The 13,137-nt window shown below is 52.7% G+C and carries 12 protein-coding genes; 6 read left to right on the top strand and 6 right to left on the bottom strand.

Annotation, left to right across the window (positions count from 1 at the left end; translation table 11 throughout):
* The first annotated feature begins 13 nt into the window (after positions 1 to 13).
* Complete coding sequence (locus tag UNDKW_RS28110) at positions 14 to 508, top strand: hypothetical protein (RefSeq protein ID WP_162061462.1); 495 nt, start codon at positions 14 to 16, stop codon at positions 506 to 508.
* 7 nt (positions 509 to 515) lie between these two features.
* Here the strand turns inward: UNDKW_RS28110 and hisC are convergent, their stop codons facing one another.
* Together hisC and UNDKW_RS28120 are read right to left on the bottom strand one after the other, a co-directional pair.
* A complete protein-coding gene (gene hisC, locus UNDKW_RS28115; RefSeq protein ID WP_162061463.1) occupies positions 516 to 1,580 on the bottom strand; it encodes a histidinol-phosphate transaminase in 1,065 nt (354 codons plus the stop codon).
* A 32-nt stretch (positions 1,581 to 1,612) separates the two neighbouring features.
* Positions 1,613 to 2,029 (bottom strand): MarR family winged helix-turn-helix transcriptional regulator, encoded by a 417-nt coding sequence (locus tag UNDKW_RS28120; RefSeq protein WP_370529062.1) that lies wholly within the window; start codon positions 2,027 to 2,029, stop codon positions 1,613 to 1,615.
* 92 nt (positions 2,030 to 2,121) lie between these two features.
* Between UNDKW_RS28120 and UNDKW_RS28125 the strand changes: the two genes are divergently transcribed.
* Complete coding sequence (locus UNDKW_RS28125) at positions 2,122 to 2,859, top strand: siderophore-interacting protein (RefSeq protein ID WP_162061464.1); 738 nt, start codon at positions 2,122 to 2,124, stop codon at positions 2,857 to 2,859.
* 31 nt (positions 2,860 to 2,890) lie between these two features.
* Here UNDKW_RS28125 and UNDKW_RS28130 read toward each other — a convergent pair whose 3' ends face one another.
* Positions 2,891 to 3,781: a LysR family transcriptional regulator gene (locus UNDKW_RS28130; protein ID WP_162061465.1), complete on the bottom strand. Its 891-nt coding sequence runs from the start codon at positions 3,779 to 3,781 to the stop codon at positions 2,891 to 2,893.
* Positions 3,782 to 3,887: 106 nt separating this feature from the next.
* Between UNDKW_RS28130 and UNDKW_RS28135 the strand changes: the two genes are divergently transcribed.
* Positions 3,888 to 5,054 carry a mandelate racemase/muconate lactonizing enzyme family protein gene (locus UNDKW_RS28135; protein WP_162061466.1) on the top strand — a complete coding sequence of 389 codons (1,167 nt, stop codon included), beginning with the start codon at positions 3,888 to 3,890 and terminating at the stop codon, positions 5,052 to 5,054.
* A 16-nt stretch (positions 5,055 to 5,070) separates the two neighbouring features.
* On the opposite strand, the gene UNDKW_RS28140 is transcribed toward UNDKW_RS28135, so the two are convergent.
* Together UNDKW_RS28140 and alaC are read right to left on the bottom strand one after the other, a co-directional pair.
* On the bottom strand, positions 5,071 to 5,463 hold the full coding sequence (locus tag UNDKW_RS28140) for a hypothetical protein (RefSeq protein WP_162061467.1): 393 nt from the start codon (positions 5,461 to 5,463) through the stop codon (positions 5,071 to 5,073).
* A 20-nt stretch (positions 5,464 to 5,483) separates the two neighbouring features.
* Positions 5,484 to 6,737 (bottom strand): alanine transaminase, encoded by a 1,254-nt coding sequence (gene alaC, locus UNDKW_RS28145; RefSeq protein WP_232063153.1) that lies wholly within the window; start codon positions 6,735 to 6,737, stop codon positions 5,484 to 5,486.
* Positions 6,738 to 6,929: 192 nt separating this feature from the next.
* On the opposite strand from alaC, the gene UNDKW_RS28150 reads away from it, so the two are divergent.
* Entirely contained in the window at positions 6,930 to 7,823 is an 894-nt protein-coding gene (locus UNDKW_RS28150) for a Dyp-type peroxidase (protein ID WP_162061468.1), read from the top strand.
* Here UNDKW_RS28150 and UNDKW_RS28155 read toward each other — a convergent pair.
* Complete coding sequence (locus tag UNDKW_RS28155) at positions 7,806 to 10,778, bottom strand: EAL domain-containing protein (protein WP_162061469.1); 2,973 nt, start codon at positions 10,776 to 10,778, stop codon at positions 7,806 to 7,808. The genes UNDKW_RS28150 and UNDKW_RS28155 overlap by 18 nt on opposite strands.
* Before the next feature lie 386 nt (positions 10,779 to 11,164).
* Here UNDKW_RS28155 and kdpF point away from each other — a divergent pair, with 386 nt between their 5' ends.
* On the top strand, positions 11,165 to 11,254 hold the full coding sequence (kdpF, locus tag UNDKW_RS28160; protein ID WP_162061470.1) for a K(+)-transporting ATPase subunit F: 90 nt from the start codon (positions 11,165 to 11,167) through the stop codon (positions 11,252 to 11,254).
* Positions 11,254 to 13,062: a potassium-transporting ATPase subunit KdpA gene (gene kdpA / locus UNDKW_RS28165; protein WP_162061471.1), complete on the top strand. Its 1,809-nt coding sequence runs from the start codon at positions 11,254 to 11,256 to the stop codon at positions 13,060 to 13,062. Before kdpF ends, kdpA begins: the two co-directional genes overlap by 1 nt.
* Positions 13,063 to 13,137 lie beyond the last annotated feature (75 nt).

The raw sequence follows: 13,137 nt of genomic DNA on the forward strand, positions 1-13,137 counted from the left end.
AACCGAGACCACCATGAAACTGCTGCTCGCGACATTATTGCTGTGTTTTTCCACCCTGACGCAGGCAGCAGAAACGCGTTTTGATTCTGTCTATTTTTTCCAGTCGCAAACTGAGTTGGAAAAAAAAGGCATCAATGTCGATACCTTTGGCCGTTATACACGTGTCTTGCAAACACAGATTTACAAGGCACTCAAAAAAGCCAAGATGCCTGCGAGCGCAGGTTATCTGGTCGTGGCAGTACGCTCAGACGGTGAAGTCACCTGCTGGCTCGACATGACCCCTGCCGTGCATGAATATTACGATAACCAGATTTATGAAATCGTCAAAAAAGTACCACCTGTGAATGTACAAAGCGGCATCCTGGTGTTTGGTATCAAAATGGCGATAGACACTGCCGTGCATACCAAAAAAACCGTACCCGCCCCTGCCGACTGGGCAGAGGCGAAAAAGAAACTGAATGACCCGAATAATATAGAAGAGCTGGTGTTATCCAGATGGCCTGAGTGAGCACTTTTCAGCCTTGTTTTACCAATAGTTTTAAGGCCGCAAGCAGAGCAGTACTTTCATCATCTGTGCCTATGGAAATGCGCAAAAACTCATTTATGCGCGGCAGCTTGAAATGGCGCACGATAATGCCGGACTGACGCAAGCCCAGGGCGATTTCTTCTGCCGCAAAACGAGGGTGACTGGCGAAGATGAAATTCGTCGCCGATGGCAAAACTTCAAAACCCAAATCCCGCATAGTTGCAGCCAGCCTTTCGCGCGTTGCCATCACAGCCTGACAAGTCTGCAAAAAATAATCCTGGTCTTCAAATGCGGCAATCGCGCCCGCTACTGCCAGCCTGTCCAGCGGGTAAGCATTGAAACTGTTTTTGACACGGTTCAAACCTGCAATCAAATCTGCATGCCCTGCCGCAAAACCTACCCGCAAACCAGCCAGTGAGCGGGATTTCGACAGCGTGTGCACCACCAGCAAATTGGGGTAGCGGTCTATCAGCGCAATCGCCGTCTCGCCACCAAAATCAACATAGGCTTCATCAATGACAACGACCGTATCGCGATTGTGTTGCAGCAGGAATTCGATTTTTTCCAGCGGCACGGCACAGCCAGTTGGCGCATTGGGATTGGCGAAAATAATCCCGCCATTTTCTTGCAGATAATCTTCTACATTGAGTTGAAATCGGGCATCCAGTGGCACGCTTTGGTGATTAATTTCATACAGGCCACAATACACAGGATAAAAGCTGTAGCTGATGTCAGGGAAGAGCAAAGGTTGCTGATGTTTGAGCAAAGCCTGAAACACATGGGCCAGCACTTCGTCAGAGCTGTTACCAACAAAAATCTGGTCTGCCTGCAAGCCATGATATTGGGCGATGACTTTGCACAAGTGATCCGAGCCGGGATCAGGGTAGAGGCGCAAATCGCCGTTGGTGGCTTGCTGTATCGCCGTCAGTACACGGGGTGAAGGCGGATAAGGATTTTCATTGGTATTGAGCTTGATGAGTTTGGCAATCTTGGGTTGCTCACCGGGGGTATAAGGACTCAGCTTGTGGACAACATCACTCCAGTATTTACTCATGATCTGACAATTCTATTTAGCGAAAAAATTCTTTATGACCCAGCATCCAGATTGACTTTCACTCTTTGCAATAGCTGCTGCAATTGTTCTTGCTCGCGACTATCCATTCCCTGCAATGCCAGGGTATTTAAGCGTTTGGCTTGCTGACGCAAGACGGTCAACACGCTTTGCCCGTCCGAAGTCAGCGTCAGCCGCACATTGCGCTTGTCGCTTTGATCGGCAACGGCATCGAGCAAGCCACGGTCACGCAAGCCTTTGATCAGCCTCGCCAGTTGCGCCTTGTCGCGGCCACTGTGCTTGGCCAGGTCACTCTGAGTAGCACCGGGGTGATGACCAAAAAAGCCCAATACCTTGCCTTCCATATGGGTAATGTCATGCGGGCCGTCGCGCAGAGCCTGGTATTGCATGGAACGGTATTGATGCATGACCGTATGAATAAGGTCCAACACCCCATCCTCATTATTTCTCAGAGAATGGTTGACATTGTCATTTGTTTTGCGCATTATAGTAGATATTGTCAACTAATTTTATGGGTGAATAAATGAGTATAGCCTCTGCAAGCAACCGCGTACAACGCATACGCCATGAAATCAAACGCCGCAACCTGCAAGTTGTCCGTGTTGAAAGCCCGACGCCGCATTTCCGCCGTATCACCCTCAGTGGTGCTGATCTGCCGGGCTTTATCAGCGCATCTTTTGATGATCACCTCAAATTGATACTTGCCGTCGATAGTGATCATGCTGTGATGCGAGATTACACACCCAGGCATTACGATGCCGCCAAAGGTGAACTGGTACTGGAATTTTCCATACACGGTGACGGGCCTGCGGCTGCCTGGGCCAGCCAGGCTGATGTCGGCCATGGCGTCACTGTCGCCGGGCCGCGTGGCTCTTTAGTCATCCCGGTTGATTATGAATGGCATTTACTGGCTGGCGACGAAACAGCATTGCCAGCGATATCCAGACGCCTGGAAGAATTACCGGCTGGAGTAAGCGCGATGGTTATCCTGCAAGTGCCCCCAACTGAGCGCCGTGAATTGAGCAGTGCAGCAGATATCAGCATTGTCTGGGTAGATAGCGCGCAAGAGTTTCTGGATACCCTGCGCGCCCTGCCTTTGCCAGAGGGCGATGGCTATGCCTGGTGCGCCGGCGAAGCTGCGACCATGGCCGCAACACGCCGCATACTGGCTGAAGAAAAAGGTCACGCTGGAGCTGCCATGCGGGTAGCGGCTTACTGGAAGCAAGGTTTGATCGCGCATCATGAAAACCTGGAAAGCTAATCATTGATGAAATCCGGCTACAGCCGGATTCTCATTTGAACTCTTCCACCAAAAAATCAATCAATGCCCTGACCTTGGCAGGTTGCTGGCGGCGGCTCAGGTAATAGACATACAGGTCAGCCGATGGCAAGGTATAGGCAGGCAAGACGATTTGCAGCCTGCCGCTTTCCAGGTATTTATTCAAATCCCATTCCGAGCGCACCAGGATGCCGTGGCCATCCAGCGCCCAGTTCAGCACCACGTCGCCGTCATTGCTGGACACCGCGCCGCGTACTTTGACCAGTTCCACCTTGCGGCCTTTTTCCAGACGCCAGGTGCCATATACATCATCATTTTGCCTGTGCAGGATGCAGCGGTGATGATGCAGCTCAGCAGGCGTTTGCGGATGCCCGGCCTGTTTCAGATAGGCGGGTGAAGCGCATAAAAAGCGCCGGTTGCTCATGAGTTTGCGGGCACCCAGGCGTGAATCCGGCAATTCGCCAAAGCGTATCGCCAGGTCATACGCCTCTTCCACCAGGCCTATGGGGCGGTCAGTCAGTTGCAATTGCACTTCCACCTGTTCATGCAAATGGGCAAAGCGTGACACCAGCGGTGCAATGTGGGTGCGGCCAAAGCCGGGTGTGGCGTTTACCCGCAGCAAACCTTTGGGGACGCCTCGGCTGCTCGATACCGATTCTTCCATATCGCGGATACTGCCCAGTATCTGCGTTGCCTGCACAAGATAGGATTCGCCTTCGCTGGTCAGACTAAGGCGGCGTGTGGTGCGGTTGACCAGACGTACACCCAGGCGTTGTTCCATCAACATCAGGCGTTTGGTCACCGCAGGCGGGGTGATACCCAGTTCGCGTGCTGTCGCCGACAAACTGCCCAGCTTGGCCAGCAGCACGAAAAAAGTCAGCTCAGGGGCGATATCGATATTCACTTGAAGTAAATAATGGTTTAAATATGAGTGAATTATATAGCTATAAATGAAGAGTAAGCTTTGAGCATACAAAGTTTGCCCTCATCACCTATCAGGATAAAGCCAAATGAAAATCGTAGAAATCCGCGAACAAACCGTTCCCATCAGTTCACCCATACGCAATGCCTATATTGATTTCAGCAAGATGACGCTGAGTCTGGTCGCTGTTGTAACGGACGTGGTCAGAGATGGCAAGCGCGTCATCGGTTACGGTTTCAATTCCAATGGCCGCTATGGGCAAGGTAAACTCATGCGCGAACGCTTCATCCCGCGCGTGCTGGAAGCTGCACCAGAAAGCCTGATCAATGATGCCGGTGATAATCTTGACCCGCACAAGATCTGGAACTGCATGTTCACCAATGAAAAACCCGGCGGCCACGGTGAGCGCTCGGTAGCCATCGGTACCATCGACATGGCAGTCTGGGATGCGGTATCCAAGATAGAAGGCAAGCCATTGTTCCAGTTATTCGCCGAACGCTATGGCAATGACACGCCAGACCGCAATATTTTCGTCTATGCAGCAGGTGGTTACTACTACCCCGGCCAGAACCACGACAAACTCAAGGATGAAATGCGCAGCTATATTGACCGTGGCTATACCGTGGTCAAGAAAAAGATAGGCGGTGCCTCGCTCGATGAAGACTTGCGCCGCATCGACTCCGTCTTGAGCGTCTTGGGTGATGGCCAAAAACTTGCGGTCGATGCGAATGGCCGTTTCGATCTCGACACTGCTATACAGTATGCCAAGGCACTCTCGCAATACGACCTGTTCTGGTATGAAGAACCGGGCGACCCGCTGGATTTTGAATTGCAGGCCACGCTGCGCAATTACTACCCCAATCCCATGGCGACAGGTGAAGACCTGTTCTCGATGCAGGATGCCCGCAATCTCATACGCTATGGCGGCATGCGTGCTGACCGCGACTGGTTGCAATTCGATTGCGCCCTCAGCTATGGCCTCGTCGAATACCTGCGCACGCTGGACATGTTGCGTGGACATGGCTGGTCAGCCAAACGCTGCATCCCCCATGGTGGTCACCAGATGTCATTGAATATTGCTGCTGGCCTGGGCCTTGGTGGCAATGAATCCTATCCCGATCTGTTCCAGCCCTATGGCGGTTTCCCGGATGGTGTGAAGGTAGAAAACGGCCACATCCTGCTGCCAGAATTGCCAGGCATAGGTTTTGAAGGCAAGGCGGATTTGTATGCGCAGATGCGCAAGCTGGCTGAGTAATTGGCTTGCAAAATGATCAGCAATACCAGCGCCAGGCAGCCAGCATCTGACGGGCGTCCGCACTGCCAGCCAGCAATTCGTCCAGATCCAGAGTGACTTGCGCACGTGCGGCGGCTGTCAATTCATAGGTGTCATCAAAAGCCTGTTCATCCAGTTCGCGCATGGTATTTGCGACACAGGCGATGGCGGCAAAGGCTGTCAGCAAGTCTGGTGCAAACAGCTGGAAATCAGGCTTGCCACCCGCGTTCAGTGATAGACCAGTAGGCCCGACTTTTTCATGGACTATTTCACCCCATGGGCCTATCTGTTCATAAAGGCTGGCAACAATCACAGGCAGGGCTACTTCACCCTGCCAGTCACTTGCTGCTTGCGGGCGTAATTCTCCCCAGGGTGACAGCAAGTCACGCAAGACAGCAATAGTGATCGTGCCTATTTTGTCACCCCATCTTCCTTGAACATGGTTTTCAAACCACGCAAGGCCTGGCGTATGCGCGACTCATTTTCAATTAAGGCAAAGCGCACATATTCATCGCCATATTCACCAAAGCCTATGCCGGGTGAGACGCAGAGTTTGGCTTTTTCCAGTACCTGTTTGGAAAATTCCAGCGAACCCAGATGGCGGTAATGCTCTGGGATGTGTGCCCAGATATACATCGAGGCCTTGGGTTTTTCCACCATCCAGCCCAGTTCATGCAAGCCTTTGACGAGTACATCGCGGCGGCGCTGGTACTGGTCGCGTATCTCATTGACGCAAGTCTGGTCGCCCTCGAGTGCAGCAATCGCCGCCACCTGCACGGGTGTGAAGCTGCCATAGTCGTGGTAACTCTTGATACGGGCGAGTGCCGCGACCAGTTCCTTGTTACCGACCATGAAGCCTATGCGCCAGCCGGCCATGTTATAACTCTTGGACATCGTGAAAAATTCCACGGCTACGTCGCGTGCCCCGGGCACCTGCATGATGGACGGGGCTTTCCAGCCGTCGTAGGTGATGTCGGCATAAGCCAGATCATGCACCACCAGAATATTGTGTTCCTTGGCCAGCTTGACCACGCGCTCAAAAAATTCCAGCTCCACGCATTGCGCGGTGGGATTCGATGGAAAGCCAAAGATCATCATCTTCGGTTTGGGATAAGTTTCGCGTATGGCTCTTTCCAGCTCGGCAAAAAAATCCACGCCAGGGCTCATGCGTATCGAACGTATATCGGCACCGGCGATCACCGCGCCATAGATATGGATAGGGTAGCTGGGATTGGGCACCAGCACCGTGTCACCCTTGTCCAGCGTTGCCAGCATCAGATGCGCCAGACCTTCTTTCGAACCTATGGTGACAATGGCTTCGCTATCAGGATTGATATCGACTTCGTAACGGCTCTTGTACCAGTGCGCAATAGCACGGCGTAAACGGGGTATGCCCTTGGAGGCAGAATAACCGTGGGTGTCAGGGCGTTGTGCCACTTCGACCAGTTTTTCTACGATGTGCGCAGGGGTTGCGCCATCGGGATTACCCATGGACATATCGATGATGTCTTCGCCACGACGGCGCGCGGCCATCTTCAGCTCGGCAGTGATATTGAATACGTAAGGGGGAAGGCGGTTGATACGAGCGAAAGAGAACTTTGTTGCAGGCACAGGTGCGCCTTCAACAGTAGAACCCCGGCCCGGCGGAGTAGTTGTATTTGTCATTATCTAAATTGTACGTAGCCCTTGTAGTCCATAAGACTGCAAGAACGGGCGCCCGGAACCGTCCGAGCGACGTTGAAGCGATTTGCTTCGCGTTTGATTGTAGCTAGCAATCTGGATTTCAGCAAGATGCGTTATGCTTGCTAAAACAAATTTGTCGCTATTCAATCAATTCGAAAAAAGTGGAGCCGTAACATGAACTTATTCCAGGAAGGCATATTGCAGGTCGCCCCTGCCCATGCCGTTTATCTCAGTCTGAATATCAAGGCAGGTGCTGATGCCGTAACTGTCAAGAAGGTAATACGCGATCTTGCTGACAAGACTGATGGCCAGAATCTGGTCATCGGTTTCGGTGCCAGCCTCTTGCAGTTATTAGGCAGTGAGATCACAGGCATGAAAGAATTCCACGGCATAGAAGGCAGCCGCATGCGCCTGCCTGCGACACCAGCAGCATTGTGGTGCTGGTTGCGCCAGCATGAACGCGGTGATCTGGTGCGCCAGTTACACCAACTTCTGTCTTTGCTGGCACCGGCATTTGAAGTACAACAACAGGTCGATGCCTTCAAATACAAGGAAGGCCGTGACCTCAGCGGTTATGAAGATGGTACCGAGAATCCGCATGACGATGCTGCCATCGCTGCTGCTTTTGTGGCGGGTGACACGCCCGGTCTGGCAGGTTCAAGCTTCGTCGCCATCCAGCAATGGCTGCACAAGTTTCATCGCTTTGATGCCATGGCAACAGCAGACCAGGACAATGCCATAGGCCGTCGCCGCAGCGATAATGAAGAGCTTGAAGATGCGCCAGAATCTGCCCACGTCAAACGTACTGCACAGGAAGATTTCACACCTGAAGCCTTCATGCTCAGGCGTTCCATGCCCTGGTCTGCACAGGACAAGGCCGGCTTATATTTTGTTGCCTTTGCCAATTCCTTCTACCCGTTTGAAGTGCAGTTGAAACGCATGTCAGGTGCTGAAGATGGTGTCACTGATGCCCTGTTCCAGTTCACCGTGCCGCAGACGGGCAGCTATTTCTGGTGCCCGCCCATGCAGGATGGCAAGCCAGATCTGCGCTTATTGAACCTCGTCTGACTCCGGCGCTTTTAACAAGGCGAGGAAGCCTTCCAGCGGCAAGGGTTTGGAGAAGTAATAACCCTGGAAGGCATAGCAATTATGCGCAATCAAAAATGCTCGCTGGGCACTGGTTTCCACCCCTTCGGCAATCACATTCAAACCCAGGTTAACGCCCAATGAAATAATCGCGCGGACGATGGTCGCATCGTTTTCATCGTGGCTGAGATCACGCACAAAAGACTGGTCTATCTTCAACTGGTTCAGCGGCAGGCGTTGCAAATAGGCCAGTGAAGAATAGCCCGTGCCAAAATCATCCATGGAAAAAGCAATACCGAGCTTTTTCAATTCGTGCATTTTCTCGGTCGTGGCATCGACATTGTCGAGCACGGTACTCTCGGTGAGTTCTATCTTCAGGCGGGTTGGGTCTATCTTGTGACGCCGTATGATTTCGCTGAGGGTATCAACAAAATCGACTTGCTGGAATTGTTTGGCACTGACGTTGACCGCCAGGGTCAGGTGGCGGGTGTCCTTGCTGCCTTCCCATTGCTTGATCTGGGCACAGGCGGTTTCCAGTACCCATAAGCCGATAGGAATAATCAGGCCGGTTTCTTCTGCCAGCGGGATAAAGTCTGCTGGTGAAATAAAGCCACGGTCAGGATGTATCCAGCGCAGCAGGGCTTCTGCACCGATGAGTTTGCCTTCGGAATTCACTTGTACCTGGTAATACAACTGGAATTGATTATTCGCCAGTGCCACGCGCAAATTCGATTCCAGCAGCATGCGCACTACGAGTATGGCTTGCATGGCCGGGTCAAAAAAGCGCACCGCATTGCGGCCTGCCGTCTTGGCTTCATACATGGCCGTATCGGCGCGCTTGAACAAATCCTTGACCGTGATATCGCCACCCTGGAACAGGCAGACACCTATACTGCTGGAACCATGATGTTCAAAGTCGGTGATCTGGTAAGGCTGGCTAAGTAGCTGGCGTATCTTCTCGGCTATCCTGTCAGCCTGGCGCAAGGCTTCTTCTTTTTCTACACTCAGTTCTTCGAGCACCACGACAAATTCATCGCCACCGAGCCGTGCCACGGTGTCACTGTCGCGCACACAGGTTTGCAGGCGGCTGGCAGTTTCTATCAACAGCAGGTCACCCGCATCATGACCACGGGTATCGTTGAGGGTCTTGAAATTATCGAGGTCGATAAACAGGATGGCGCTATGATTGTCCTTGCGGTTGCTGACCGAGATCAGGTGTTGCAACCTGTCCATCAGCAAACGGCGGTTCGGTAATTGCGTCAGCGGATCATAAAAAGCCAGATTGCGTATCTCTGCTTCATAACCTTTGTGGCGGCTGATGTCATTGAAAGAACCTATGTAATTGCTGACTTCGCCACGGCTATCGGTGATCGCTGTCAGGGTCACCATTTGCGGATAAATTTCACCATTCTTGCGGCGGCTCCACAATTCGCCGTGCCAGTAGCGGTGTTCTGCCAGTGAGAGATTGATCTGCTCAAAAAAATCCCTGTCCTGCTGTTTGGTCTTGTGCAGGGGCGGGCGTTTGCCTATCAGGTCTTCTGTCGTATAGCCAGAAATGCGGGTGAACGCCTGATTCAGTCTCAGCATGATCCAGTTGGCGTCGGTGACGAAGATACCTTCCTGTGATTCAAAGGTGCAGGCAGCAATGCGCAAATCCTGTTCAGCCTGTTTGCGTTCGGTAATGTCGGTGATAAAGCAATGCCATAACATCGAGCCGCCGGGCTCAGGTTCTGGCAAGCCATCGAGATACAGCCAGCGTACCGTACCGTCCTTGCGATGCATGCGAAACTCACTTTGCCAGGGAGCCAGGTTGCGCATGGCATCGCGTATCAGTTCGGTGCCCTTTTCTATATCCTGCGGGTCTATGCGATTAAACAAATGCAGGGCATCGTCCCTGACTTCTTCATGCGTGACTTCAAGCATCTGCACAATGGCATCACTGGCAAAAGGGATGCTCGCACTATGGTCAGGTCGTATGCGGTATTGCAAGACCAGGCCGGGCAAGCGTGAGGCAACCTTGTTGATGCGTTGATAAGCTTCTTCTATTTGCCGGGTGGCGTCTATGCTTTCTGACTGCAGGGCAGTGATGATCAGGGTGATCAGCACCATGGTCGTCATATACGCCCACAATATCAGCAGGTTGGCCTGGCCACCGTCATAAAACGGCCCCATGCTGTGCGATGTTGCCCAGGCCGAGAACAAAGACGTGATCAGCACTGCGCAAGAGGCACCAGTAATGCCAAAGCGCATGGCTGCCCAGATCATGATGCCCACCATGATGAAGGTCAGGTGCAGGTGGCTGTAGGGGGACGCAAAGATCAGCCAGTTGGCCAGTGCAAACAAGAGCAGAAAGCCAAAGATTTCCTTCCTGCGTCTGGAAAAGCCAGACAAGGATTTCAGTGAAAAAGACAACAACAGTGGTGCTGCCAGCAAGGCACCTACAGTGTCCCCTGCCCACCAGGTCAGCCAGACCGCCGCCGGATCAGCGTTCAGGCCATGCAGCCACAGCGTCAGCGTACCACCGGTCGCCGAGATGCACATGCCCAGCATGACAGCCACGCCAAAGCCGATAACGTCACGCCGTCTTGAAAAATTACGCCTGAAACCCTGTTTGCGCAATAACCATTTACTGAGCAGAGGCCCCAGCGTATTCCCTATCGCCAGACTGCCAGCCACCAGCACACTGAAACCGGCCGACATTTCCAGCAGCCAGGCCGCGATGAACACCGCTGCCGAGGCCAGCTTGCCATAGCGCAGCAAGCCCGTGATGGCAATGCCGGTTGGCAGCCAGATCAGGCTGACATTCGGGTTGACGTAGGGGATGGACAAACCTATGCGACCGGCACCAAAGTAGGCCAGCATGATCAATAGAAAATGCCCCAGCCTCAGTTCCTGGCGAAAGTTTCTTGTATTGGCAAATTGCTCTGATTTATGCATGGACGAGGACTATAAATGGCTTGAGCAATTATGCGGCAAAGGCAGGGATGCATTGGTTAACTTTTGATAAGTCAACATTCCGTATCAACAAGTCGCGGGCTGGCAAAACCCCATACAGCAGCTTTTGCTTAACTTTAGATCAATATCCATCGTTCTTCCAGGCTGAGATGGAAAACGCCCACCCTGGCAAATTTTTACATCTTGTTTACGCCACCCATTTAAGTCTTTACGAAGTTTTTACATGCTTCTGGCTATGCTTCAACGTGTAAAAACGAGGAGCGAAGCATGGAATATCTGATGGAATTTTTATATCTCGCAGGCATGGGAATGTTCTTCCTGCTGATCTGGGCTTTGGTGCTGGCCTGCGACACTTTGGGAGCAAAAGCATGAATCCCTTCTACATCGTGGGCACGGTGGTGGCTGCCGCCCTGTTCGTTTATCTGATCGCAGCCTTGTTGAATGCCGAGGAGCTGTGATGACTACGCAAGCAATTGTTTTATTGGTATTGTTTCTTGGTGTGCTACTGCTCTTGTCTTATCCTTTGGGTCGCTACATCGCCAGGATAGCGGATGACAAGGCCACAGTACCTGGCATGGGCTGGTTGCGCTGGCTGGAAAAAGGCTTGTACCGTGTCGCAGGCGTTAAAGCAGAAGCAGGCATGGGCTGGAAGCAATTTGCTGTCGCCTTGCTGGTGTTTAATACCCTGGGCGCATTGCTGGTGTATGCAGTGCAACGCCTGCAAGTCTGGCTGCCTTTGAATCCGCAAAACATGGCGAATGTCAGCATGGATTCATCCTTCAATACCGCGGTCAGCTTTGTCGCCAATACCAACTGGCAAGGCTATGCCGGTGAATCCACCATGAGTTACCTGACACAGATGCTGGTGCTGGCCGGACAAAACTTCTTTTCCGCAGCGACCGGCATAGCAGTCGTGTTTGCGCTGATACGCGGTTTTTCCCGTCATTCAGCCACGTCCATAGGTAATTTCTGGACTGATATCACTCGTTCTACCCTGTACCTGCTGTTGCCATTGTCGGTGATATTTGCCGTCTTCCTCATGGGCCAGGGCGTGATCCAGAATTTCTCTGGCTATAAAGACGTGCAACTGATTGACCCGGTCACTTACAGCCAGCCCAAGCTCGGCCCTGACGCGCAAGCTTTGAAAGATGACAAGGGTGCACCCATCATGGAAACCCTGACGGCGACTACCCAAACCCTGCCCATGGGCCCGGTGGCTTCGCAAGAAGCGATCAAGATGCTGGGCACCAATGGTGGCGGCTTTTTCAATGCCAATTCGGCACATCCTTATGAAAACCCCAGCTACCTGAGCAATTTCATGCAGATGATCGCCATCTTCCTGATACCTGCTGCGCTGTGTTTTGCTTTTGGCCACATGGTCGGTGATATGCGCCAGGGTTGGGCGGTATTGACGGCAATGACGGTCTTGTTCGTGGCAATGACGCTGACAGTGATGTTGTCTGAACAGCAGACTCACCCGGTGCTTGCTTCCATGAATATCGACCAGGCTACTTCAGCCCTGCAAGCCGGTGGCAATATGGAAGGCAAGGAAACCCGCTTCGGCATCAGCGCCTCCAGCCTGTTTGTGGCCGTGACGACGGCAGCCTCCTGCGGTGCAGTGAACGCCATGCATGATTCCCTCATGCCTATCGGCGGCCTGGTACCTATCGTCCTCATGCAGTTTGGTGAAGTGGTGTTTGGTGGCGTAGGCAGTGGCCTGTACGGCATGTTGATCTTCGCGATATTGGCCGTGTTTATTGCTGGCCTGATGATAGGCCGCACTCCAGAATACCTGGGCAAGAAAATCCAGGCATTTGAAATGAAGATGACTTCCATCGCCATCCTGGTAACACCGGTATTGGTGCTGGCTGGCACAGCCATCGCAGTCATGTCGGAGGCAGGCAAGGCCGGTATTCTGAATCCCGGTGCCCATGGTTTTTCTGAAGTGCTGTATGCCTTCACCTCTGCTGCCAACAACAATGGCAGCGCCTTTGCCGGCTTGAGTGCGAATACGCCCTTCTACAACATCATGCTGGCGATAGCCATGTGGTTTGGCCGCTTTGCCATGATCGTGCCTGTGCTGGCGATAGCCGGTTCACTGGCAAGCAAGAAAAGGCTGGAAGCCAATGCCGGCACCATGCCCACCCATGGCCCCATGTTCATTGCCTTGCTGGTTGGTACGGTGGTGCTCATCAGTGTGCTCAATTATGTGCCTGCCCTGGCCTTGGGACCAGTGGTTGAACATCTGCAACTGATCGCGAAATAACGCACGAATTAATTTAAGCAGTCTGAGTGACAGCCGCATCTGGAATGCGCTTTCATTCAGACCCGCCAGTAGTTT

Origin of the sequence: Undibacterium sp. KW1 (genome assembly GCF_009937955.1) — a bacterium.
Taxonomy (GTDB): Bacteria; Pseudomonadota; Gammaproteobacteria; order Burkholderiales; family Burkholderiaceae_D; genus Undibacterium.

Coding starts and splice junctions, on each gene's coding strand:
- UNDKW_RS28110 (WP_162061462.1), top strand. CDS start 14: ATGAAACTGCTGCTCGCGACATTATTGCTGTGTTTTTCCACCCTGACG.
- hisC (WP_162061463.1), bottom strand. CDS start 1,580: ATGAGTAAATACTGGAGTGATGTTGTCCACAAGCTGAGTCCTTATACC.
- UNDKW_RS28125 (WP_162061464.1), top strand. CDS start 2,122: ATGAGTATAGCCTCTGCAAGCAACCGCGTACAACGCATACGCCATGAA.
- UNDKW_RS28135 (WP_162061466.1), top strand. CDS start 3,888: ATGAAAATCGTAGAAATCCGCGAACAAACCGTTCCCATCAGTTCACCC.
- alaC (WP_232063153.1), bottom strand. CDS start 6,737: ATGACAAATACAACTACTCCGCCGGGCCGGGGTTCTACTGTTGAAGGC.
- UNDKW_RS28150 (WP_162061468.1), top strand. CDS start 6,930: ATGAACTTATTCCAGGAAGGCATATTGCAGGTCGCCCCTGCCCATGCC.
- UNDKW_RS28155 (WP_162061469.1), bottom strand. CDS start 10,778: ATGCATAAATCAGAGCAATTTGCCAATACAAGAAACTTTCGCCAGGAA.
- kdpF (WP_162061470.1), top strand. CDS start 11,165: ATGAATCCCTTCTACATCGTGGGCACGGTGGTGGCTGCCGCCCTGTTC.
- kdpA (WP_162061471.1), top strand. CDS start 11,254: ATGACTACGCAAGCAATTGTTTTATTGGTATTGTTTCTTGGTGTGCTA.